Genomic DNA, 23,253 nt, shown 5'->3' on the forward strand with positions numbered 1-23,253 from the left:
CATGCTGAATTCGCTGTACACCCGCCTGGCTGCGGGGCTGTTCGTGCTGATGGTTGCCGTGGGGCTGGTCTACACCTTCATCAGCACCGTGTCATTGCGCGAGTACTACGCCTCGGTGAATCAGGAGCTGAACCGCAACCTGGCCCGGGACCTGGTCTCCGACCGCAACCTGGTGGACGAGGGGCGCATCGACCAGACAGCCCTCAAGGAGCTGTTCGCGCTCTATATGACCATCAACCCCAGCATCGAGATCTACCTGCTCGACCCCGACGGCAAGATCCTGTCCTACTCCGCCGATCCGGAGAAGATCAAGCGCAACCGGGTGTCCCTCGACCCCATCCGCAACCTGCTGGTCGACGAGACCGCCTACCCGGTGCTCGGGGACGACCCGCGCAGCCACGAACGGCAGAAAGCCTTCTCGGTGACGCCGGTGCCCTCGGCTGACAACATCCAGGGCTACCTCTACGTGGTGCTGCGGGGCGAGGAATACGACTCCGTGGAAATGATGGCCCGGGAAGGGCATTTCATCGGCATGAGCGCCTGGGCCGTGGCCTTCAGCCTATTGTTCGGCCTGGTGGCGGGGCTGGCGGTGTTCCGTCTGCTGACACGACGTCTGACCCGCCTGACCCGGCTGGTGGAGCAGTTTGAACAGGGCGACCCGTCCGCCTGGGCCGCCCGGGCGCGCTGGGCCGACGAGCGCGGTCGCAGCCGGGACGAAGTGGACTACCTGGGCGTCGCCTTCGACCGCATGGCTGACCGCATCGTCTCCCAGATCGAACAGCTGCAGGAGAAGGACACGCTGCGCCGGCGCCTGATCGCCCAGGTCTCCCACGACCTGCGCACCCCGCTGGCGTCCATGCAGGGCTATGTGGAAAGCCTGCGCATGAAACGGGACAGCCTCTCGCCGGAACAGCAGGGCCGCTTTCTGGATGTCGCCCTGGATGAAAGCCGGCGCCTGAGTCATCTGGTGGACGAACTGTTCGAGCTGGCGGCGCTGGAAGCTCGCGAGAAACGGCCTCAGCCGGAACCGTTCACCCCGGCCGAGCTGATCCACGACGTCGCCCAGAAGCACGGCCCCGAGGCGGCCCGCAAGGGCGTCGAACTCCGGGTGACCGGAAATCTGGGGCTGCCCATGGTGCTGGGTGACCTGGGCATGACCGAACGTGTACTGGACAACCTGATCCGCAACGCCCTGCGCTACAGCCCCGAGCACAGCGACGTGGTGCTCGATCTGGCGGGAGACGAGCGCTGGCTTACAGTCACGGTGCGCGATGCCGGGCCGGGCATCCGCGAGGCGGACCTGCCCCATGTGTTCGATGCGCTCTACCGCGGCGAGCAGCGCGACGAACCCGGCCACGCCGGTCTGGGGCTGGCCATCGCCAAGCGCATCATGGATCTGCAGGGCGGCGATATCCGCGTGCGCAACGAGGCGGAGGGCGGCGCGGCGTTCGCCATTCGCCTGCCGTTCCAGTCGGCGATGGCCGACTGATCCCGAATCCGTTATGAATTCGTAATAACGTGGGGAAAATGGTGTGAATCTTTTACCCGATACTGGAGTCTCAAAACTGGGACACCCGAAGAGGTAAGTGGTATGAAACGCATAACCCTGGCTGCCATCCTGATGCTGTCCGCCGGCACGGTCGGACTGCAGGTCTACGCGGCCGATGACGAGCCCAAAGCGGATACCGAATTTGCGCCGGACGATCCGTCGCTGGCGGTGGCCACCTTCGCCGGCGGCTGCTTCTGGTGCGTGGAAGCCGGTTTCGAGAAGATTCCCGGCGTGGTGGAAGCGGTGTCCGGTTACGCCGGCGGCGATGAGGCCGATCCCACCTACAAGCAGGTGTCCTCCGGCCGCACCGGCCACACCGAGGCGGTGCAGGTCTATTACGATCCGGACGTGATCACCTACCAGGGACTGCTGCAGGGATTCTGGCGCTTCATGGACCCGACTGATGCCGACGGTCAGTTCGTCGACCGCGGCCAGCAGTACCGTCCAGAGATTTTCTACGACACGGCCAAACAGCAGCGGTTGGCGGAAGTCTCGCGTGACGCACTGGCGGACTCCGGCCGCTACGACAAGCCGGTGGTGATCGAGATCACCGCGCTCAAGCAGTTCTACCCGGCCGAGAAGTACCACCAGGACTACTACAAGAAGAATCCGGTGCGCTACAAGTTCTACACCTTCAACTCCGGCCGCTACCAGTTCATCGAGCAGGTCTGGGGCGAGGATCAGGACATCGATTTCGCCCAGTTCCGGCCGGAGAACGTGGACTCCGACGACGGAGGGCAGGCGATGAAAGGCGCCGATGCCAAGGGCTTCGACGACGCCAGTTTCGTCAAGCCGAGCGACGAGAAACTGAAGTCGATGCTCACCGATATGCAGTACAAGGTGACCCAGAAGGACGGCACCGAGCCGGCGTTCGAGAACGAATACTGGGACAACAAGCAGGTGGGCCTGTACGTGGACGTGGTGTCCGGTGAGCCGCTGTTCTCATCCGCCGACAAGTACAAGTCCGGCACCGGCTGGCCCAGCTTCGTGCGCCCGATCAAGCCGGACGCGGTGGTCGAGAAAGAGGACAAGTCCTGGTTCATGACCCGCACGGAAATCCGCAGTAGCGTGGCGGACTCCCACCTGGGCCACGTCTTCAAGGACGGCCCGGCGCCCACCGGCCTGCGCTACTGCATGAACTCGGCGGCCATGAAGTTCATTCCCAGGGACGAGATGGTGGCGGCCGGTTACGGCGAGTACCTGGATGAAGTGGGGCCGCCGCTGAGCTGAGCAAAGCGATGGCCCGGTAACCCGCTTTTCGACAAGCGGGGCATCTGGGTGCCGGCAGCGAATGAACACCCCTGCCTACGCTGCTATTAATGGCCGTCCCTGGCCATAATAGCGACCAGGACGTCCCTGTCCTTCCTTCGGCAGGGGCGTCCATTCGCTTCGATCCAATCCCACGGTATTCGCTCACCCATATCGGCTTTGCGGGGTCAGACGCTGAACCGCGCCACCCGGGTCCGCAGGTTTTCACCCAGCTGCGCCAGCTCGGTGCTGGACGAGGCCACCTGGGTCGCGGCGCTGGCGGACTGGTCGCTGATGTCGCGGATGCGGGTGACGTTCTGGTTGATGTCTTCCGCCACCGACGACTGCTGCTCCGCCGCCGTGGCGATCTGGCTGTTGAGCTGGCGGATCTCCTCCACCGACTGGGTGATCGCCTTGATGGTGCGGCCCGCGGTCTGGGCGCGGTCCAGGGTGCGGCCGGCGAGGTCGGTGCCTTCGCTCATGGCCGTCACCGAGGCTTCCGCGCTGTGCACCAGTTTGTCGATCAACGATTCGATCTCCTCCGCCGAACTCTGGGTACGCTGGGCCAGTGACCGTACTTCGTCCGCCACCACGGCAAAGCCGCGACCCTGTTCGCCGGCGCGGGCGGCCTCGATGGCGGCGTTGAGGGCCAGCAGGTTGGTCTGCTCGGCGACGGCCTTGATCACATCGAGCACGGTGCCGATGTTGCGGGTGTCGGACTGCAGCGTCTGCACCTGTCCCTGAACCCGCTCCAGCAGGTTGTTCAACTCGCTGACGTAGCTCAGGGTTTCACCCACCGCGGTATCGCCGTCATTGGCGGTCGTGCTGGCCCGGTTGGCGGCGTCGAACGCTTCCTCGGCACTCTTGGCGACTTCGCCCACGGTGGCCACCATCTCGTTCATGGCCGTGGCCACCTGGTCGGTCTGGTCGCGCTGGTCGGTCATGCCCTGGCTGGTCTGCTCGGTGACACTGGACAGTTGCCCCGTGGAAGTGGCGATCTCATGGGAGCCGCTGTTGATGTCGCCCACCAGATTGTGCAGGTTGGCGATCATCTGGCCCAGGGCGTTGATCAACTGCCCCAGCTCGTCGCTCCGGTCGGATTCGGCGTGGGCGCGCAGGTTGCCGTCGGCCACCTGGGTGGCCAGGCCCACGGCTTCCTTGAGTGGGCGGATGATGCTGCGCGACAGCGCCCACGCCAGCAGCACACCGATCACGATGGCCGCCAGGATGCCCAGACTGATCAGGATGGTGGCGCGGTCGTGGTCACGCTCCATTTTCCCCAACTGGATGGTCTGCAGTGACTGCGCAGCATCCAGGATGCTGCGCGCGGTGGTGACCAGTTGTTCCTCCAGTTCCCGCAGCTGGCGTGAGGCGGAGACGGCTTCGTCGAAGGCGGCGGTGTAGCGCTGGAACAGGCCGGTGATTTCCGCTTTGGCATCGTCGCTGATGTAGGTGCCCTCAATCGATTGCAGGGCGCGCTCGGCGTCCTTGTCGAACCGGCCAACGGCGTCATCATCGTGCTGGATCAGGAACTGGCGCTCGTAGCCCCGCATCTTCTTCAGCGCACCTTCCGCCACGTAGAGCTGGGGCTCGGTGCTGAGCCGGCTGGCGGTGATCCGCGCGCTTTCCTCCAACTCCGCCACCGCGCTGTCGCGGGCGGACTGGGTGCGGGCCAGATCCTGCAGGCTCTGGGTGTAGCGCGCGCTGCCGTCGCGAACGGACTTGAGCAGTTCCAGGTCCGACGGTACGACCAGCTCATCGGCAAGGGTCCTGGCCACCGTTCCCGCCTGCTGCCCCAGGCTGACCGCCTCCTGAAGCCGCGCGTCGTCCCCGTTCAGCATGAAGTTCTTCTCTTCGGTGCGGGCTTGCAGCAACAGGGCCTCCATCTGGCCGGCCTGGGCCACCACATTGGAGCGGTGCCCGTAGCTTTCCAGCTGCAGCAGCGCATGGCCGCCCACCAGGGCCGCCAGGATGATCAGGATACTGAACCCGATCGCCAGCTTGCGGGCGATCGTCAGGGAAGAAAGGAAGCGGAACATGTCGAGTACTCGTTTTTTGGTTGTGCGACCCACCGGGCCCTTTTGATTGGATTTCGAGGGACGGCCCGGACAACTGGTATGGATATTCGACCAAACGCCTGCGGCGTACGCCGTTACCAGGGGGCCAGCCAAGCAAGAAGCTCGCCGCCGCCGGGAATCGGATCGGGCCGGAGGATCGTCCGTTTGAAATGGGTGGATTCCTACCCGCATCCATTCGGGCGTCCGGTCTGGTGCCGGGGGCATCGTCCTTTACTAGGCAGTCTAGAACAGGATTTTCGCTTGCAAGTGACGACGGGTGAAAAATCACCCGTTATTTGCCGGGAATGGGTGGATATCTGCCCATTGTAGGGGGTGTTACGTATCAGATTGTTGCAAAAAGGACTGGTTGCGTAAGCGTACGGTGTGAGGCGCCACGGATCCGCGACCTGGCCCTGGTCTTGCTAAAGCCCTGTTCTAACTATAAAGCCTGACAAAAGATGCCGAGAGGCCATCCGGACAACAAACCGATAAAAAGAAGGACGTATCCACCATGAAATGGAATCTGCTGCGCGTCGCCCTGGCTGCGCTTCTGGTCTGGCCCATGAGCCTGGCCGCCGAGCCAAAGACGCTGGTGCTGTCTCACGTGGTCAGCCCGGACACGCCCAAGGGCAAAATGGCGACGATGTTCAAGACCATTGTCGAGCGCAAGATGGGTGACCGCTTCCGCGTCGAGATCCACCCCAACGGCACCCTGATGGATGACAACGAAGCCGTCGACGCCATCGCCGAGGGTCGCATCCAGTTCGCCGCGCCGTCGGTGTCGAAATTCGAGGCCTACACCCAGAAACTCAAGGTGTTCGATCTGCCGTTCCTGTTCCCGGACATGGCGGCGGTAAACCGCTTCCAGCAAAGCCCCGCCGGCCAGTCGCTGCTCACCAGCATGACCGATCAGGGCATCGTCGGCCTGGGTTATCTGCACAACGGCCTCAAGCAGCTCTCCGCCAACCAGCCGTTCGAAAAGCCCCAGGATCTGGCGGGGCTGAAGTTCCGCATCATGAATTCGGACGTGCTGAAGAAACAGTTCCAGGCGGTGGACGCGACGCCGGTTCCCATGGCCTTTGCCGATGTCTATCAGGCACTGGCGGAGGACCGTATCCAGGGGCAGGAGAACACCTGGTCCAACATCTATTCCAAGCGTTTCTACGAGTACCAGCCCTACATCATGGAATCCAATCACGGCGTGCTGGACTACATGGTGATCACCAACGCCGCTTTCTGGCAAAGCCTGAGTGACGAGGACCGCCACCACTTCCAGTACGCCATCGGCAACGCGCTGGGTTACGGCAACGCCGTGGCCAAGGCCAAGAGTACGAACGATCGCGGCGAACTGCAGGCGATGCCGGGCGTTAACCTGATCCGGCCCAGCCGCGCCGATCTGGCGGACTGGCAGGCGGTGATGAAGCCCCTGTGGGACGAGTACGCGCCCGCCATCGGCGAAGCCACCCTGCGCGCCGCCCAGGACGCGGCCGCCGCCAGTCTCTGACGGCGGCCGTCCCGCTCACACGCTGAAGCGGGCCACCTGGGTGCGCAGCGTCTCGCCCAGCCGGGCCAGCTCGGTGCTGGAGGAGGCGACCTGGGTCGCCGAGCTGGCGGACTGGTCGCTGATGTCGCGGATGCGGGTGACGTTCTGGTTGATGTCTTCCGCCACCGAGGATTGCTGTTCCGCCGCCGTGGCGATCTGGCTGTTGAGCTGGCGGATTTCCTCCACCGCCTGACCGATGGCGGTAATCGTCTGACCGGTGGTGCGGGCGCTGTCCAGGGTGCGGTTGGCCAGTTCGGTGCCCGTAGCCATGGCCTGCACCGAGCTTTCGGCGCTGCTCACCAGGTTGCTGATCAGGGTCTCGATCTCGGCGGCGGAGCTTTGCGTACGCTGGGCCAGGGAGCGGACCTCGTCGGCGACGACCGCGAAACCGCGGCCCTGCTCGCCGGCACGGGCGGCCTCGATAGCGGCGTTGAGCGCCAGCAGGTTGGTCTGCTCCGCCACGGACTTGATCACATCCAGCACGGTGCCGATGTTCTGGGTGTCGCTGCGCAGGGTTTCCAGCTGCGCCATCACGCCCTGGGAGCGGGTGTTCAGCTCTTCCACGTAGGTCACCGTCTCGCCCACCGCGGCCTCGCCCTGGGCGGCGGTCTCGCTGGCGCGGTTGGCGGCGCCGAAGGCCTCCTCGGCATTGCGGGCGACTTCGCTGACGGTGGCCGCCATCTCGTTCATGGCGGTGGCCACCTGGTCGGTCTGGTCACGCTGCTGGGTCATGCCGTCGCGGGTCTGCTCGGTCACGCTGGACAGGTCGCCGGTGGAGTGGGCGATTTCCGTGGAGCCGTTGTTGATGCCCAGCACCAGCTCGCGCAGGCTCACCACCATGCTGCCCAGGCCGCCCAGCAGCTGGCCCAGTTCGTCCCGGCGCGGGCTGTCGATCTCGCGGCGCAGGTCGCCGGAGGCCACGCAGGAGGCCACGTCAACCGCTTCGCGGATGGGCCGCACGATGTTGCGGCTCAGGCCCCAGGCGAGGGCGATGCCCAGCAGGATCACCACCGCGGTGGTGGCCATGATCAGCACCAGCGCCTGCTGGTGGTCCCGGCGCATCAGCGGGATCTGGGTGGCCTTCAGGCCGCCGGCGGCGTCGAGGATGGCGTTCGCGGCGCCGACCATGGCGGTCTCCAGTTCGTGGGTGCGACGCACCTGGTCCACGGCGCTGTGGAAGGTTTTGGCGTACTGCTCGAACAGCCCCGTGATTTCCTGTTTCACCGACTTGTCCACAAACGAGGATTTGATCGAGCGCAGCGCCCGGTCGGCGGCGGACTCGAACTGTTTGATGGCGTCGTCGTTGGCTTCCACCAGGAAGCTGCGCTCGCTGCGGCGCATCTGCTTGAGCGCGGCGGCGGCCATGTAGAGCTTGTCTTCCGTGCTCAGGCGGCTTTCGGTCATGCGTGCGTCGGTTTCCAGCTGGCTGACGGTCTGGTTGCGAGCCTCGCTGGTGGCGGCCAGGTCGCTCAGCAGCTGGCTGTAGCGCGTCGAGCCCTGTTTCACCTGCTCCAGGCGTTGGCGGTCGGCCGCAGCGGTCAGGTGTGTTTCCAGGGACTCGGCCACCTGGCGGGCGGCGGCGCTTTGTTCGCGGGCCGCTTCCAGGTTGGCGTCGGTGGGCTCCAGCAGGAAGGATTTTTCCGCCAGCCGTGCTTCCAGAAGCCGGGTTTCCAGGGCACTGACCTGGCCCACGATCACGGCGCGGCCGGTGTAGCTGTTCAGCGCCTGCAGGCCAATGGCGCCGACGATGACGGACAGGATGATGAGGACAGCAAAGCCGATGCCGAGCTTGCGTCCGATCGACAGGGACGTGAAGAACGAGAGCAATCGCATGAGGATGTCTTCCTGGCTGGAGGCGCTGTCGCGGGAGGGGCGCGGCACCGCCTCGATTGTTGTTGTTTATATTGTTTTTCGAGCTAGGCAGAAAATAGTTCCGCTAGTCGGTATTTAAGTTTGAAATATAACCAATAACAACCCTGGGAAGGTAACAGATTGAAAACCCGTCGCTTTACCGATGGGCGGCAGGGGCAAGCGATTGAGGAAAGAGGCGCCCGCGCTCACAGGGAGCGTCGGGCGCCGGACGGTCAGAAGAACAGGTCGGGCAGGTAGGTGGCGATTTCCGGGAAGATCATGATCAGCGCCAGGCCGACGATCTCCACCAGCACGAACGGCAGGATCGACTGGTAGATGTCGCGCATGGTGATGCTCGGCGGCACCACGCCCTTGAGGTAGAACAGGTTGAAGCCGAAGGGCGGCGTCATGTAGCCGATTTCCATGTTGATCACGAACAGGATACCGAACCAGATCGGATCGAAGCCCAGGCTTTCCACGATGGGCATGAACACCGGCAGGGTGATCAGCATGATGCCGACCGGATCGAGCACCATCGCCAGCAGGAAGATGATCAGCATCATCGACAGGATGATGCCCCAGGGCCCGCCCGGGATCGCCTGCATCAGCCCCTCGATCAGCTCCTGGGCGCCCATGCTCTGGTAGGCGGCGGAGAAGGCGTGGGCGGCAAACAGGATCCACATGATCATGCCGGTCAGCTTGAAGGTGCGGATCGACGCCTCATGCAGCAGCGACCAGCTGAACTTGCGGTAGACCACCGCCGAGACCAGCGCGCCGAACACGCCTACGGCCGCGGCCTCGGTGGGCGTAGTGATACCGCCGATGATCGAGCCCAGCACCATCACCACGATCGCGATCGGCAGGATCACCGCGCGCAGGGCGCGGAACTTCTCGGCCCAGCTGGCGCGGTCTTCCGGCGGCAGTGCCGGGGCCAGATGCGGCTGGAAATAGCAGCGGATGATGATGTACGCGCAGGTCAGCACCATCAGCAGCAGCCCGGGCAATACGCCGGCGGCGAACATCTTGCCCACCGAGACGCCTGTGATCAGGGCGTACAGGATCATCAGGATGCTGGGTGGAATCAGGATCCCCCAGCCGCCGCCGGTATTGATGCAGCCCAGCGCCATGTTCTTGTCGTAGCCGCGCTCCAGCATGGAGGGCAGGGCGATGGTGCCCATGGCCACCACCGCGGCGCCGCTGATGCCACACATGGCCGCGAACAGGGCGCAGATGCCCAGGGTGCCGATGGCCAGACCACCGCGTACGCCGCCCCACCACAGGTGCATCATGCGATAGAGGTCGTTGGCTACGCCGGTTCGCTCCAGGATCATCGCCATGAACACGAACAGCGGTATCGCCACCAGCGTGAAGCTCTCCATGGTGCTCCAGATCTGGGAGGCCACCATAAAGAAGGAGTCAAAACCCCAGGTGAAATACAGGAAGACGACGGACACACCGCCCAGCACGAAGGTCAGGGGCAGGCCCAGGACCAGGAAGAACAGCAGGGCGCCGAAAAACAGCAGGGTCAGAACTTCGATACTCACAGCATATCCTCCGGCTCATCGTCGCGTTTGCCCGGCTTGAAACCCTCCAGGTTGCAGGCGATGGCAATGTCTTCCAGCAGCTTGACGACCCCTTGCAGGATCAGCAGTCCGGTGCCCAGCGGAATGGCCACCTTCACCGGCCAGATCGGCGGGTTCCATGCGGAATAGGTGGTCTCCAGGCTGGCGACCGACTCGCTGGCCATCTCGTAGCCGAAGTAGAACAGCGCCAGGGTGAAGGCGAAAAACATGGTGGAGGTGAAGATGTCGAGCCCCGCCTGCACCCGCGGGCCCAGGTGCGAATAGAGCAGGTCGACGTTGACGTGCCCCCGGTGCGCCATGATGTAGCCGCCGGACATGACGGCGTAGACGCCGAACAGCATCTGCGTCAGCTCGTTGGTCCACACGGTGGGCGAGTTGAGCAGGTAGCGGAAGCCCACTTCCAGCAGCAGGAAGATGAACATGGCAAAGACGAGCAGGGACAGCCAGCGCCCGATGAAATCGTTCAGGCGGGTGACCCCGTTCATGAATGCGGTCAGCGCACGCATGGTGTCCTCCGGGACGGCAGGGTGAATCGGAGACAACGGACAGACCGGCGGGCCGGGGCCCGCCGGTCATCGGTGGGGGTTACAGGTAGCCCAGTTCGCGCAGGTAGTCCTTGAGCATGTCGAGGGCTTGCTGGGCGCGCTCGCTGCGCTTGCCTTCCTCGTCCCACATGCCCTGGGCGGCCTGGGTCAGACGGTTCTGCACGTCGTCCGGCAGGGTGTTGACCTGCACGCCTTCTTCCTTGATGGCCTTGGACAGGGCGACCTGTTCCTTGAACTGGTACTCATTGGTGCGGAACCAGAACTGCTCGTCCAGGGCCTGTTTGACGATGGCCTGGAGGTCTTCCGGCAGCTTGTCCAGCGCTTTCTGGCTGACGATGATGACGTCGGTGCCGGCGATGTTCAGGGCCGGTTTGACGTGGTACTTCGCCACTTCATACAGGCCCATGGAGAAGGCGCCCTGGGCCGCACCCCAGTGGGCGCCGTCCACCACACCGCTGTCCAGCGCCGGGTAGAGCTCGCTGCCCGGAATGTAGGAGGCTGCCGCGCCGGCTTCGGTCAGGAACTTCTGCAGGGCGCCGGAGGAGCGGATCTTCAGGGAAGTGAAGTCATCCCAGCTTTCGATCGGCTTCTTGACCACCATCTCGGTCGGGTAGACCTTGTCGGTGGCCCAGTAGACGCCATACTGCGCCGCTTCGTCGCGCAGCATCTGCTCGAAGCCCAGGCCCTGGTGGAAGTAGGCCGCTTCCCACACGTGGCGGAAGGCGAACGGCAGCCCGGAGGCGATGCCGGCCAGGGTCATCTTGTCCTGGGCGTAGGACGGTGAGATGGTGCCCATTTCCAGAATGCCACGGCTGACCGCGTCGAAGGTCTGCTTGGCCTTGAACAGGGCGCCGGCTTCGTACAGCTTGAGTTCGAGACGCCCGTCACTGCGCTCCTCGATGACGCGCTTCAGCCGTTCCAGACTGTCGGTGTAGGAGCTGCTGGAGCCAGGCCAGTGAGACTGGACCTTCCAGGTAATGGTATCGGCTGCGGTCGCCGCGCCACTGAACAGCACCCCCAGACTCAGGGTGGCTGCGGAGGCGAATACGGTCAGTTTTTTGCGGGACAGATGCTTACGGAACAGGGAAAGCGTTGGCATGACTGAACCTCTTGTTGTTGTCAGGTCGTTGTTGTCAGATCAATGTTCCTTTTTATTTCGCTATGCGGAACTAATGTCTGCACAACGAATTATTGTTTTCAGAATTTATCACATGCATAGCGGTTTGCAATAGGCGTATCGGGTAACTCCCCCGACACGCGTTCAGGGCGAGTCGGGGTGCCGGCTATTCCCGAGCCATCGGCAAACCGTCGGGGTGCAGGTGCCTGGCCAGCAGATGGCCGATGCGCAGCAGGTTGCGATCGCCGAAGGCCGGGCCGATCAATTGCACCGCGAGGGGCAGGCCGCTGTCGGTGAAACCCACCGGCAGACTCAGGGCCGGCAGGCCGGACAGTACCGCCAGGCCGGACCAGACGGTCACGTCCATATAGGGCTGCGGGCGGCCGTTGATGATGAGGTGGCGATCCAGCGCGGAGGTGTCCTGATCGTGCGGGAAGGGTTGCGTATTGGTGACCGGGCAGACCAGCACGTCGTAGCGCTCGAAGAAGCGTCGCCAGCGACGTTGCAGCTGCGCCCGTTGCTCGTCCAGGTTCATCCAGTCGGCGTGGGACAGGGTGGCGCCCCGTGCGAAGCGGGTGCGGTAGTCGGCGGGATCGCCGCTGCCGGCCTGTTCCTTCAGTTTTTCCCGCATCGCCTCGTCAAACCCGCCGCCCATGGTGGCGGCCAGCAGCGTGTAATAAAGGTCGTGGTTGTCTTTCAGGGACACCTGCTCCGGCCGCGCCTGTTCATCGACCTGGGCGCCCTCGGCGCGCAGCAGGTCGATCACCGACTGCAAACCAGCCCGCACCTCGGTATCCACCGGGCAGTACAAGTCATCCGGCCAGGCCGCGACAGTCAGGTCGGTCACCTTGTCGCAGTGGGCTTCCGGGAGGTGGACCTGCCAGCCCGGCGCCTCCATATCGTCCGCGCCCACCAGCAGCGACAGCATCCGGTCGAGATCCTCCAGGTGACGCCCCATGGGCCCGGCCACGCCCAGGTCCCGTTTGCGGCACTGGCCCGGCGCTGCCGGTACGTGGCCGCGGGTGGGAATCACGCCGTAGGTGGTCTTGAGCCCGTAAACGCCGCAGAACGCCGACGGTGTGCGAATCGAGCCGCCGATGTCGCTGCCCAGTTCCAGGGGGGTGAGTCCGGCCGCCAGCGCCGCTGCGGCGCCGCCCGACGAGCCACCCGGGGTGCGGGCCGCGTCCCACGGGTTGTGCGTGGTGCCGTAGAGGCTGTTGAAGGTCTGCAGGTCACCGGCCAGTTCCGGCACGTTGGTCTTGCCCAGCACGATGGCGCCGGCGTCCAGCAGTCGTTGCACGGCTGGAGCGGTGCGCGGGGAGACGTGATCCCTGAGCTTGCCGTGGCCGGCCGTGGTGGGCCAGCCCTTGATTTCGAAGGTTTCCTTGATGGTCATGGGCACGCCATGCAGGAGGCCCCAATCTTCGCCGCGTTGGGCGGCGGCATCGGCCGCTTCGGCCTGGCGCCGGGCGTCGTCGGCGCGCAGCACGACGATGGCGTTGAGGTCGGGGTTATGGCGCTCGATGCGCTGGAGGAAATGGTCGAGGACCTCGACGGCCGAAAAATCCTGACGGCGGATGCCGTCGGCGAGGGCAAAGCTGCTCATCTGGTGATAATGCACGATCAGCGGTTCCTGTGTTGTGGGGCGATTCCGCCCGTTCTTGTTATGCCTCTCCAAAATAGATCCACCGTGGCAAGATAGATTAATCGTGAAAATTGTGAAACAGTGTTTCGCAATACATGCGTAGGCTATGGAAAAAACAACACGACGAACAACAAGAGGAAACGTCATGATCGAGGTGAATCGCGAGCCCGGCCTCGTCCGGCTGACCATCCGGCGTCCGGAGAAGAAGAACGCCCTGACTCGCGCCATGTACGACGATTTGTCCACCGCCGTGGACGAGGCGGCCGCCGATCGGAGCGTCCACGCCATCGTGCTGAGCGGTTGCGAGGGCCTGTTCACCGCCGGCAACGACCTGGACGATTTTCGCGCCCGGGCGGTGGACCCCGATCCCCAGCCGTCGGCGGGGCTGGCCTTCATCGAGCGGCTGATGCACTGCGATACGCCGGTGATCGCCGCCGTCGAGGGCATCGCCATTGGCATCGGCACCACGCTGCTGTTCCATTGTGACATCGTGGTGGCTGGCCGGTCGGCACGGTTCCGCACGCCGTTTGTCGATCTGGGCCTGTCGCCGGAGGCCGCGTCCACCGTGATGGGACCGCTGCGCATGGGCTATCGCCGGGCGCTGGACCTGCTGGTGTTTGGTGACACCCTGGACGGGCAGGCGGCGCTGGACGCCGGCCTGGCCTCGCAGGTGGTCAGCGACGGCGAGGCGGAAACCGTCGCTCTGGAGCGCGCGCGCAAGCTGGTGAAACAGCCCCGGGACGCGCTGCGGGCCAGCAAACGGCTGATGATGGACCCCTGGCGCGAGCCGGCCAAGGCGGCTCTGGAACGGGAGCGGGACGTGTTTGCCGAGCGCCTGCGGTCGCCCGAGTGCCAGGCGGTGCTGGCCGGAATGGGGAAGCGGTAGGCGCAGCTGCGAACCTGAGGGATTGCCCGCAATGTAGCGGACGCTTCAGCGTCCGAGCCGCCCTGCGGGCGGCCCAAGGTTGCAGGTTGCGGCGGGGGCTTGACCTCCGGGGCCCTCGCGGACCCTCCGAAACTGAAGTTTCGGCTACATTTCTATGGTGCAGCTTCAAGCTGTCGATTGGTCTCTCTGGGCTTGATGGATTCCCGCAACGTAGCGGACGCTTCAGCTTCCGAGCCGCGCTAGGGGCGGCCCGAGGTGGCAAGTTGCGGCGGGGGCTTGACTTCCGGGGCCCTGGCGGACCCTCCGAAACTGAAGTTTCGGCACCATTTTACGGTGCCGCGTTCAGCCCCGGGATTGCGGTACGCTCGCTAATCCTTCCAGTACGGCGCCCGCAGTTCCCGCTTTAGCACTTTGCCAATGGTGCTGCGCGGCAGTTCGTCGCGAAACTCGACGCCCGCCAGGCGCTGGGCCTTGCCCAGCCGTTCGTTGGCCCAGGCCAGCAACGTCTCGTCGGGCACCGTCTCCCCCTCCTTGCGCACCACCAGCCCCAGCGGTGTCTCGCCCCAGTGCTCGCTGGGAATGCCGATCACCGCCGCATCCGCCACCGCCGGGTGCGTCAGCAATACCTTTTCCAGATCCACCGCGTAGATGTTGAAGCCGCCGGAGATGATCATGTCCTTGCGCCGGTCGAGGATATAGAGGAAGCCGTCGGCATCCAGCTTGCCCATGTCGCCGCTGCGGTAGAAGACCCGGCCGTCGGCATCGGTCCACAGCATGGCGCGGGTCTGCTCCTCGCGGCCGTAGTAGCCGCGCATCATGGCCCCGGCGCGGCCGACGATCTCGCCGATTTCGCCACGCGGAAGCTCCTGGTCGTCCTCGTCGAGGATCCGCACCTCCGCGCCCTCGGTGGGCTGGCCCACGGAGTCCCATTTGTCCGGGAACGCGGCGCAGTCGAGGCTGGTGGAAATGCCGCCTTCGGTCAGACCGTACACCTCGCGGATGTTGCCCGGCCAGCGCTGCATGGCCTCGGCGATCACCTCTGCGCGCAGCGGCGCGCTGGTGGACAGCTTGAGCTGGAAGTGGGACAGGTCGAAGCGGTCGAAGTCCGGTTCCGCCAGGATGCGTTGGTATTGCACCGGCACCAGCATGGCGTGGGTCACCTTGTGGTGCTCGGCCAGCTCCAGGAAACGGCGGGCGTGGAATTTGGCCATCAGCACCAGGGTGCCGCCGTGGAACAGGACGGGCAGGGCGGACACCAGCGTGGTGTTGGAGTACAGCGGTGTGGACACCAGATTGACCGCCGTGCCGTTGAGACCGTAGCTGCCCATGCGCCGCATCTGCCGGTCGCGGAAACGGTGATCGTGCAGGATGCCCTTGGGCGTGCCGGTGGTGCCGGAGCTGTAGATGATGTTGAACGGGTCGTCCAGGTCCAGCGTGGCCGGTCGGGCCTGGTCGTCCACCGCGCCCAGCCAGCCGTCCAGGGTCTGGCCGCTGTCGGATGGCGCGTAGTCCAGGCCGATCCGCAGGTCCGCCTCGACCTTGTCCAGCTGGTCGCGAATGTCATCGTACAACGACGCGTTCTTGTGCGACACGAACAGGAAGCGGGCGTCGCAGTCGTTGACCATCAGCGCCAGGGTCTCACCGCTGGCCATGCCCGACAACGGCACCATGCAGCCGCCGGCGGTCAGCACGCCCAGATAGAGCATCATGTAATCGGCGCTGTTCTCCGACAGGCCGGCCACGGTATCGCCTGTGGATAACCCGCACTGGCGCAGCCGATTGGCGATGCGGTTCACGCGGCTCACCAGGTCGGCCCAGCTCACCCGGCCGGTGTCGTCGATCAGGGCGGTCTTGTCGGGCTGGCGCTCGGCCAGCTGCTGGAGGCGGTGGCCAATGGCTTCGAGATGTTCGCCGTCCACAGCGGGGGCGTGGACCGGCAGCGTCCGAACGGATTGGGTCATGATTTCACCTAAATGATTTTTGTGTTTTAACTAGTGAAATTAATTTCCGATAATATTGACTCAAAACCGGATGCCGTGACAAATTAATCCGAGAGTTCCTATTGGCGGACCCCGACTTCGTGGAACGACAGTGCTTCGGGTTCGGGATAGGCCGCAAGACTCAGCGAACGACAACTCAGCCAACAAGAACAAAAGGAGCTGCCGATGATGCGGTTCAGGAAGCGTGTGGCCCTCGTCACCGGTGCCGGTAGTGGCATTGGCCGGGCGGTGGCCCTGAGGCTGGCCCGGGAAGGGGCCCATCTGGTTCTGGTGGATCAGTCCGAGGCCGGGCTGATGGAAACCGAGGGTGCCCTGCCCGAGGACGCGGATTACCTGCGCAAGGTCATGGACGTGTCCGACGAGGCGGCCGTGGTCGCCCTGGTGAAAGAGACCGTCAAGCGTTGGGGCCAGATCGACGTGCTCTGCAACAACGCCGGGATCGCCGGCAAGCATCCCCCCATCACCGATCAGGACCGCGACGACTGGGATCGGATCCTGGGCGTGAACCTGATCGGCCCCATGCTCTTTATCAAGCATGTCGCGCCGCACATGCAGTCGCGCCGTCTCGGTAGCATCGTCAACACCGCCTCGGTGGCCGGTATCCGCTCCGGCGCCGGCGGTAACGCCTACAGCGCCTCCAAGGCCGGCGTAATCAACCTGACCCAGACGGCCGCCTGCGACCTGGGCGGCGACAACGTGCGCGTGAACGCCGTCTGCCCGGGCCTGATCGAGACCGGCATGACCCAGCCCATCTTCGACTACGCCCGCGCCAACGAGAAAGCCCACAAGCTGGGCGCGCGCTGCGAGCTGCGCCGCTACGGCAACCCCGAGGAAATCGCCGCCGCCATCCTGTTCCTGGCCTCCGACGACGCCAGTTACATCACTGGCCAGGCGCTGCCCGTGGACGGCGGCAACACCGCCTCCCTCAACCTGCCGGGAATGAAAGTCTGATGTCCGAAACCAAGCAAGACGCCTTTTTCGACAGCCAGGACCTGCCGGGCTTCCACAACGTGCTCGGTTACGAGCAGGTGTCCTGGGAAGAAGAGCAGGCGGTGATTGCCGTGCGCCTGCAGCCCCATCACCTGAACCTGGCCGGCGTGATCCACGGTGGCGTGCTGACGTCGCTGCTGGACATTGCCCTGGCCCAGGCCGGCACGTATTGCCCGTTCCCGGGACGGATCCGCAAGGCCATCACCCTGTCGCTGACCACCTCGTTCACCGGTCAGTGCAGCGGCGGCACCATCACCGTGACCGGCACCCGGCGCGCCGGCGGCACCCGCATTTTCAACAGCACCGGTGAAGTCCGCGACGACCAGGGCAACCTGCTGGCCATTGGCGAGGGCACCTTTCGCATCCGCTCCGGCAGCGAAGGCCCGGAGGGTGTTCCTCTGTAGCCGATACGCCCCTTACCGGGCGCGCGTCGGCCCTGACGCATGCTCCAACAACGATTGTTTCGCTCCAACAAAGACAAGACGAGGCACGACAACATGTTCGAACTTTCCGAAAAAGCCCAGGCCCTGCGCGAGCGTCTGCTCGCCTTTATGGACGAACACGTCTACCCCAACGAGCATCGGCACCACGAGCAGATCGACAACGCCGGGAACCGCTGGGCGCCGACCGCGATTCTGGAAGAGCTCAAGGGCAAGGCGAAGGAAGCCGGCCTGTGGAACCTGTTCCTGCCGGAAAGTGATTACGGCGCTGGCCTGACCAACTTCGAGTACGCCCACCTGTGCGAAATCATGGGCCGCTCCCACATGGCGCCGGAAGTGTTCAACTGTTCCGCGCCGGACACCGGCAACATGGAAACCATCGCCCGCTATGGCTCTCCCGAGCAGCAGAAGGCGTGGCTGGAACCGCTGCTGGCCGGCGAGATCCGCTCCTGCTTCTCCATGACCGAGCCGGCCGTGGCCTCGTCCGACGCCACCAATATTGGCTGCGAAATCCGCCGTGAAGGCGACGAGTACGTGATCAACGGCCGTAAATGGTGGTCGTCCGGTGCCATGACCACCACCTGCAAGATCGCCATCGTCATGGGCAAGACGGACCCGTCGGCGGAAAAGCACAAGCAGCAGTCCATGATCCTGGTGCCGCTGGACACCCCGGGCGTGAAGATCATCCGCCCGCTGACCGTGTTTGGATACGACCACGCGCCGCACGGTCACGCCGAAATCGAGTACAACAACGTGCGCGTTCCGGCCAGCAACATGCTGCTGGGTGAGGGCCGCGGTTTCGAGATCGCCCAGGGCCGTCTGGGGCCAGGCCGGATTCACCACTGCATGCGCACCATCGGTGTCGCCGAACGCGCGCTGGAAGCGATGTGTCAGCGGGTCAACGAGCGTGAAGCCTTCGGCAAGCCGCTGGCCCAGTTCGATTCCATCCGCAAGGACATCGCCCGCTCCCGCCTGGAAATCGAGCAGTGCCGTCTGCTGACCCTCAAGGCCGCCCACATGATGGACACCGTCGGCAACAAGGTGGCGCGTCAGGAAATCGCGATGATCAAGGTCGCCGCGCCGAGCATGGCGCTGCGCGTGCTGGATCGCGCGATCCAGGTTCACGGCGCCATGGGTGTGTGCCAGGACTCCTTCCTGGCGGCGGCCTGGGCCCAGGTCCGCACCCTGCGTCTGGCGGACGGTCCGGACGAAGTGCATCTGGATTCCATCGCCAAACTTGAACTGCGCGGCTATCCAAAAAACCAGCCGAAAACGCACTGATCCGGAGGCCCGAGCATGACTAATCCGTTGTTTGATATGACCGGCCGGGTGGCCCTGATCACCGGCTCCACCAAGGGTATCGGCCGTTCCATCGCCGAGGAAATGGCCCGCGCCGGCGCCAAAGTCGTGATTTCCAGTCGTAAGCCCGACGTGTGCGAGAAAGTCGCCGGCGAACTGACCGAACAGGGCTTCGAGGCCATCGCCATTCCCTGTCACGTGGGTCGCAAGGACGACCTGCAGAATCTGGTGGACAAGACCCTGTCCGCCTGGGGCCGCATTGACGTGCTGGTGTGCAACGCCGCCACCAACCCGGTCTATGGTCCCACCCAGGAGATGACCGACGACGCCTGGGACAAGATCATGGACACCAACGTCAAGGGCACCTTCTGGTTGACGAAAATGGTGCTGCCGCACATGGCCGAGCGTGGCGATGGGCAGGTGATCCTGCTGTCCAGCATCGCCGGCATTCGCGGCAACACGGTGATCGGCACCTACGGCGTGTCCAAGGCGGCGGAAGCCGCGCTGGCCCGTAACCTGGCGGTGGAGTGGGGGCCTAAGGGCATCCGCGTCAACTCGATTGCCCCGGGACTGGTGCGCACCGATTTTGCCAAGGCGCTGGTGGAAGACCCGGAGCGCCTCAAGCGGGTGGAAGAGAAAACGCCCCTGCGCCGCATCGGCGAGCCGGTGGACATCGCCGGTCTGGCGGTGTTCCTGGCCACGCCGGCCAGTGCCTACATCACCGGTCAGGTGATTGTGGCCGACGGCGGCGAAACGGTGGGCTGATATGAACATGGCCGCTGTCGCAAACCTCGACCCGGAGCTGGTGGACGTCCTCGACGCCCACCGCTTCGATGAACCGTCACTCAAGCGCTGGCTGCAGACCGCCATGCCCGACATCGGCGACCGTCTGGACGTCAAGCAGTTCCAGGGTGGGCAGTCCAACCCCACCTTCCTGCTGGATACCGACAGCGGTCGCTACGTGCTGCGCAAGAAGCCGCCGGGCAAGACCCTGCCGTCGGCCCACATGGTGGAGCGCGAGTACAAGGTGATCCGGGCGCTGTCGGACCACACCGATGTGCCGGTGCCCCGGGCCCGCGTGCTGTGTGAGGACCCGGACATCATCGGCACGCCCTTTTACGTCATGGACTTCATGCCCGGCCGGGTGGTCAGCCATCCGGCGCTGCGGGCGCTGGATCGCGACGAGCGCCGGCCGGTGCACGAGGCGGCGATGGATTCGTTGGCCCAGTTGCACGCCGTGGACGTGAACGCGATCGGCCTGGGCGACTACGGTCGGCCGGAAGGCTACGTGGCCCGGCAGGTGGCGCGCTGGAGCAAGCAGTACGAGGCCGCCAAGACCGACGACATGCCGGCCATGGACAAGCTCATGGCCTGGCTGCCGGATCACCTGCCGCAGCACGACGAATGTGCCATCGCCCACGGCGACTACCGGCTGGGCAACCTGATGCTGGCGCCGGATCGGCCCGGTGTCATTGCCATCCTCGACTGGGAGTTGTCCACGCTGGGCCATCCGCTGGCGGATCTCGCCTATTATTGCCTGCCGTATCACCTGCCCATGGACCTGGAAGGGTCGCGCGGCATCGTGGGTGAGGATCTCGAAGCGCTGAACATTCCGGACGAACGGGAGATCGTCGAGCGCTACTGCCGCCAGTCCGGGCGTTCCGGTATCGAGGACTGGCATGTGTTCCTGGCGTTCTCCCTGTTCCGGCTGGCGTCCATCGTGCAGGGGGTCTATGCCCGGGCCCTGCAGGGCAATGCCAGCAACGCCGATGCGCTGCAGGTGGGCAAGCGGGCCAGCATGCTGGCCGACGCCGGCTGGCGCATCGCCCAGAACGGGGCGAAGGGAGCATCGGTATGAGCCATCCCGGTGTGAATGAACGGATCGTTCGCCGCATCCTGATTACCAACGACGATGGCATCAACGCCCCCGGTCTGGCCGTGCTGGAACGCATCGCCGCCCGGCTGGCGGAAGAGGTCTGGGTGGTGGCGCCGGAGCATGATCGCAGCGGGGCGGGGCAGAGCATTTCCCTGCATACGCCGTTGCGGGTGTATCCCCAGGACGACAGCGGTCGCCGCTTCGCTGTCTCGGGGACTCCGGCTGACTGCGTGCTGTTCGCCCTGGCCGAATGGTTTGGCGAAACCCCGCCGGACCTGGTGCTGTCCGGGGTCAACTGCGGCGCCAACATCAGCGATTCGGTGCAGTATTCGGGCACCGTCGGTGCGGTACTCTCGGCCGAGCACATGGGCGTTCCGGCCATGGCGCTGAGCCAGGCGTTCCTCAACCGCGACGGCATCGACTGGTCGCCGGTGGCGGAACTGGGCGAGCGGGTCATCCGTGCCCTGTGGGCACCGGACGAGCAGCCGCAGCCGTGCTGGAACATCAACTTCCCGGCGTGTGCCGCGAGCGACGTCCGCGAAATCCGCTGGGCGCGCGAGTCCAGCGGCTCCATCCAGCGCACGCGCCTGCTGGCCGGCCAGGACGGCCGCAGCCTGCCGTACTGGTGGCTCAGCTTCGAGCGCAGTTCCCAGCACATCATTGCGCCGGATATGGACGTGACCGTTTTGCGTGACCGGGCGATTGCCGTCACGCCCCTGCGCAGCCAGGCGCCCCTGCCGGGGCGGCAGGCTGTGCTGTCGATCGAATAATTCCAAGACGACGTGGCCGGCTTGCCGGCCGGCATGGGAGAACAAGAGATGTTTGAAAGACACCACGGGGTCTGGCCCCAGGATCTGCCCAAGACCATGACGCTGCCCCAGACCAGCGTGTTCACCAACCTGGCCATCGCGGCCCTGCGCTACCCGGACCATCCGGCGATCATCTTCTACGACCGCGTGATGACCTATCGCCAGTTGCTGGAGGAAGTCGAGGCGCTGGCCGGTTACCTGCAGGCGCAGGGGGTAAGCAAGGGCGACCGCGTGCTGCTGTACATGCAGAACTCGCCGCAGTACGTGGTGGGTTACTACGCCATCCTGCGGGCGGACGCGGCGGTGATCCCGGTGAACCCGATGAACCGGGCCGCCGAGTTGGAGCACTACATCAGTGATACCGACGCGACCGTCTGTCTGGCGGGCCAGGAACTGGCCGGTTTTATCGCGCCGCTGGTGGGCAAGACCCACCTGGAAACGGTGGTGGTGGCCGCCTACCGCAGCTACATCGATCCCGAGACGGATCTCAATCTGCCGGCGGAAGTCGCCGCTCCGGCCGCCCCTCTGGACGCCCCCGGCCTGGTGAGCTGGGACGAGGTGATCCGCGCCGGCCACGTGCCCGGTCCGCACACCGCCGGTCCCGACGACGTGGCCGTGATTCCCTACAGCTCCGGCACCACCGGCGCCCCCAAGGGCTGCACCCACGTGCACCGGGGCGTGATGGCGACCGCCGTGCACCGCGCCTTCTGGAACCTGAGCACCGCCGACACGGTGCAGCTCTCCACGCTGCCGTTCTTCCACGTCACCGGCATGACCGGTTCCATGAACAGCCCGATCTTCTCCGGCTCCACCTCGGTGATCATGACCCGCTGGGAGCGCAACACGGCGGCCAGGCTGATCGAGCGTTACCGGATTACCGGCTGGACCAACATCGTCACCATGGCGGTGGACTTCCTGTCCAACCCGGAGCTGGCCAACTACGACATCAGCAGCCTCAAGACCATCGGCGGGGGCGGCGCGGCCATGCCGGCGGCGATTGCCGACAAGCTCAAGACCCTCACCGGGCTGGACTACATCGAGGGTTACGGTCTGTCCGAGACCATGGCGGCCACCCACATCAACCCGCCCGACGCGCCCAGGACCCAGTGCCTGGGGATTCCGGTGTTCGACGTGGATTCGCGCATCATCGATGTGGACACGCTGGAGGAGAAAGGCCCCGGCGAAGTGGGCGAGATCGTCAGCCATGGCCCGCAGGTCACGGTGGGCTACTGGAATCGGCCCCAGGAGACCGAGGCCGCCTTCATCGAGCTGGACGGCAAACGTTTCTTCCGCACCGGCGATCTGGGCTACTACGACGAGGACGGCTATTTCTTCATGGTCGACCGGGTCAAGCGCATGATCAACGCCTCCGGCTTCAAGGTATGGCCGTCCGAGGTGGAGAGCCTGATGTACCGGCATCCGTCGATCCACGAATGCTGTGTGATCTCTGCGCCCGACCCCAAGCGGGGCGAGACCGTCAAGGCCTGCATCGTGCTGACGCCGGAAGCCGAGGGCTCCGCCACGGCGGAAGACATCGTGGCCTGGTGCCGCGAGGAGATGTCCGCCTACAAGGTGCCCCAGCTCATTGAGTTCGTCACCGAGCTGCCCAAATCCCCCACCGGCAAGGTGATGTGGCGAGCCCTGCAGGAGCAGGAGTGGCAGCAGTCCGCCTGACGCAGACGCGTCGCCCTTAATGGCATATGGCCCGATACCGTCGGTTTGTCCGGTGGTGTCGGGCTATGGCCTGATACACCCTCATTCAGTTTCACTATAACGCCAAAATCCCAATCAATGGTCCGCAGAGTGGAATTGCAT

At 64.8% G+C, this 23,253-nt stretch carries 18 protein-coding genes; 11 read left to right on the plus strand and 7 right to left on the minus strand.

What is annotated here, in order from left to right; genetic code table 11:
- The first annotated feature begins 1 nt into the window (after position 1).
- Both DKK67_RS00285 and msrB read left to right on the plus strand, forming a co-directional pair.
- Complete coding sequence (locus DKK67_RS00285) at positions 2 to 1,489, plus strand: sensor histidine kinase (protein WP_111493263.1); 1,488 nt, start codon at positions 2 to 4, stop codon at positions 1,487 to 1,489.
- Positions 1,490 to 1,591: 102 nt separating this feature from the next.
- Positions 1,592 to 2,779 (plus strand): peptide-methionine (R)-S-oxide reductase MsrB, encoded by a 1,188-nt coding sequence (msrB, locus tag DKK67_RS00290; protein WP_111493264.1) that lies wholly within the window; start codon positions 1,592 to 1,594, stop codon positions 2,777 to 2,779.
- Positions 2,780 to 2,985: 206 nt separating this feature from the next.
- Here msrB and DKK67_RS00295 read toward each other — a convergent pair whose 3' ends face one another.
- Positions 2,986 to 4,836, minus strand: coding sequence for a HAMP domain-containing methyl-accepting chemotaxis protein (locus tag DKK67_RS00295; protein WP_111493266.1), 1,851 nt, complete (start codon positions 4,834 to 4,836; stop codon positions 2,986 to 2,988).
- 529 nt (positions 4,837 to 5,365) lie between these two features.
- On the opposite strand from DKK67_RS00295, the gene DKK67_RS00300 reads away from it, so the two are divergent.
- The gene (locus DKK67_RS00300; protein ID WP_111493268.1) at positions 5,366 to 6,358 is read left to right on the plus strand and encodes a DctP family TRAP transporter solute-binding subunit; all 993 of its coding nucleotides are present in this window, start codon (positions 5,366 to 5,368) and stop codon (positions 6,356 to 6,358) included.
- Between the two features lie 15 nt (positions 6,359 to 6,373).
- On the opposite strand, the gene DKK67_RS00305 is transcribed toward DKK67_RS00300, so the two are convergent.
- The 5 genes from DKK67_RS00305 to DKK67_RS00325 form a co-directional block, all read right to left on the minus strand.
- Complete coding sequence (locus tag DKK67_RS00305) at positions 6,374 to 8,230, minus strand: HAMP domain-containing methyl-accepting chemotaxis protein (RefSeq protein ID WP_111493270.1); 1,857 nt, start codon at positions 8,228 to 8,230, stop codon at positions 6,374 to 6,376.
- Between the two features lie 251 nt (positions 8,231 to 8,481).
- Positions 8,482 to 9,792, minus strand: coding sequence for a TRAP transporter large permease (locus tag DKK67_RS00310; RefSeq protein ID WP_111493272.1), 1,311 nt, complete (start codon positions 9,790 to 9,792; stop codon positions 8,482 to 8,484).
- Positions 9,789 to 10,337, minus strand: a complete 549-nt coding sequence (locus DKK67_RS00315; RefSeq protein ID WP_111493274.1) for a TRAP transporter small permease subunit — start codon at positions 10,335 to 10,337, stop codon at positions 9,789 to 9,791. The genes DKK67_RS00310 and DKK67_RS00315 overlap by 4 nt, the downstream gene beginning before the upstream one ends.
- Before the next feature lie 79 nt (positions 10,338 to 10,416).
- Positions 10,417 to 11,475: a TRAP transporter substrate-binding protein DctP gene (gene dctP, locus DKK67_RS00320; RefSeq protein WP_111493276.1), complete on the minus strand. Its 1,059-nt coding sequence runs from the start codon at positions 11,473 to 11,475 to the stop codon at positions 10,417 to 10,419.
- A 184-nt stretch (positions 11,476 to 11,659) separates the two neighbouring features.
- Positions 11,660 to 13,114: an amidase gene (locus tag DKK67_RS00325; RefSeq protein WP_111493278.1), complete on the minus strand. Its 1,455-nt coding sequence runs from the start codon at positions 13,112 to 13,114 to the stop codon at positions 11,660 to 11,662.
- Between the two features lie 169 nt (positions 13,115 to 13,283).
- On the opposite strand from DKK67_RS00325, the gene DKK67_RS00330 reads away from it, so the two are divergent.
- The gene (locus tag DKK67_RS00330; protein ID WP_111493280.1) at positions 13,284 to 14,024 is read left to right on the plus strand and encodes an enoyl-CoA hydratase/isomerase family protein; all 741 of its coding nucleotides are present in this window, start codon (positions 13,284 to 13,286) and stop codon (positions 14,022 to 14,024) included.
- 368 nt (positions 14,025 to 14,392) lie between these two features.
- On the opposite strand, the gene DKK67_RS00335 is transcribed toward DKK67_RS00330, so the two are convergent.
- Positions 14,393 to 15,985 carry a class I adenylate-forming enzyme family protein gene (locus DKK67_RS00335; protein ID WP_111493282.1) on the minus strand — a complete coding sequence of 531 codons (1,593 nt, stop codon included), beginning with the start codon at positions 15,983 to 15,985 and terminating at the stop codon, positions 14,393 to 14,395.
- Positions 15,986 to 16,189: 204 nt separating this feature from the next.
- Here DKK67_RS00335 and DKK67_RS00340 point away from each other — a divergent pair, with 204 nt between their 5' ends.
- From DKK67_RS00340 to DKK67_RS00370, 7 genes are all read left to right on the plus strand, one after another.
- The gene (locus DKK67_RS00340; RefSeq protein WP_111493284.1) at positions 16,190 to 16,975 is read left to right on the plus strand and encodes an SDR family NAD(P)-dependent oxidoreductase; all 786 of its coding nucleotides are present in this window, start codon (positions 16,190 to 16,192) and stop codon (positions 16,973 to 16,975) included.
- Complete coding sequence (locus DKK67_RS00345) at positions 16,975 to 17,418, plus strand: PaaI family thioesterase (RefSeq protein WP_111493286.1); 444 nt, start codon at positions 16,975 to 16,977, stop codon at positions 17,416 to 17,418. Before DKK67_RS00340 ends, DKK67_RS00345 begins: the two co-directional genes overlap by 1 nt.
- Before the next feature lie 93 nt (positions 17,419 to 17,511).
- A complete protein-coding gene (locus tag DKK67_RS00350; RefSeq protein ID WP_111493288.1) occupies positions 17,512 to 18,735 on the plus strand; it encodes an acyl-CoA dehydrogenase family protein in 1,224 nt (407 codons plus the stop codon).
- Positions 18,736 to 18,750: 15 nt separating this feature from the next.
- Positions 18,751 to 19,518 carry an SDR family NAD(P)-dependent oxidoreductase gene (locus tag DKK67_RS00355; protein ID WP_111493290.1) on the plus strand — a complete coding sequence of 256 codons (768 nt, stop codon included), beginning with the start codon at positions 18,751 to 18,753 and terminating at the stop codon, positions 19,516 to 19,518.
- 7 nt (positions 19,519 to 19,525) lie between these two features.
- A complete protein-coding gene (locus tag DKK67_RS00360; RefSeq protein ID WP_111496705.1) occupies positions 19,526 to 20,611 on the plus strand; it encodes a phosphotransferase in 1,086 nt (361 codons plus the stop codon).
- Complete coding sequence (gene surE, locus DKK67_RS00365) at positions 20,608 to 21,399, plus strand: 5'/3'-nucleotidase SurE (RefSeq protein WP_407657806.1); 792 nt, start codon at positions 20,608 to 20,610, stop codon at positions 21,397 to 21,399. Before DKK67_RS00360 ends, surE begins: the two co-directional genes overlap by 4 nt.
- A gap of 48 nt (positions 21,400 to 21,447) precedes the next feature.
- Positions 21,448 to 23,112, plus strand: coding sequence for a long-chain fatty acid--CoA ligase (locus DKK67_RS00370; RefSeq protein ID WP_111493292.1), 1,665 nt, complete (start codon positions 21,448 to 21,450; stop codon positions 23,110 to 23,112).
- Positions 23,113 to 23,253: the final 141 nt, after the last annotated feature.

The organism is Marinobacter bohaiensis (assembly GCF_003258515.1).
Lineage (GTDB): Bacteria > Pseudomonadota > Gammaproteobacteria > Pseudomonadales > Oleiphilaceae > Marinobacter_A > Marinobacter_A bohaiensis.